The organism is Thermococcus sp. 21S9 (genome assembly GCF_012027635.1).
Taxonomy (GTDB): domain Archaea; phylum Methanobacteriota_B; class Thermococci; order Thermococcales; family Thermococcaceae; genus Thermococcus.
In genome coordinates, this window is the sequence record NZ_SNUS01000059.1 from 1 (window position 1) to 404 (window position 404).

Consider the following 404-nt stretch of genomic DNA (forward strand, 5'->3'; position numbering starts at 1 on the left):
TAGTGACAACGTATTTAACGTTAATGTTTGGGAAGGTCCTTGATTATAATTCAACATTAACTATGTGGAATAGGCCCAAAGGTGCTATTGCACATACATTTGATACTCATGCATATGGATGGACATGGGACTATGGAGAATTTGACATGATATCTCAGAAGGGAGGCGCCGATTGGGCATTTGAAAACATGTTAAAAGCATTAAAGGGTCTTGTTAAACGTGTTAAGGACTCTAATTCCCAAGTCGAGGTAATCTATGGAGACGCTGAAGAAGCAACCCAAAAATACAATGATTTAGATGTAATCTTTATTGATCCACCATACTACGGTGCAGTCCAACATGGGGAGCTTTCAGACTATTTCTATGTGTGGTTTAGACTGATTCTAAAGGATATTTACCCAGAG

Annotated in this window: 1 pseudogene; it reads left to right on the top strand. The window is 38.6% G+C overall.

Features of this window, described 5'->3' with window-relative positions:
* Positions 1–23: 23 nt before the first annotated feature.
* Positions 24–404: pseudogene (locus tag E3E28_RS10960) on the top strand (hypothetical protein); the annotation flags it as partial.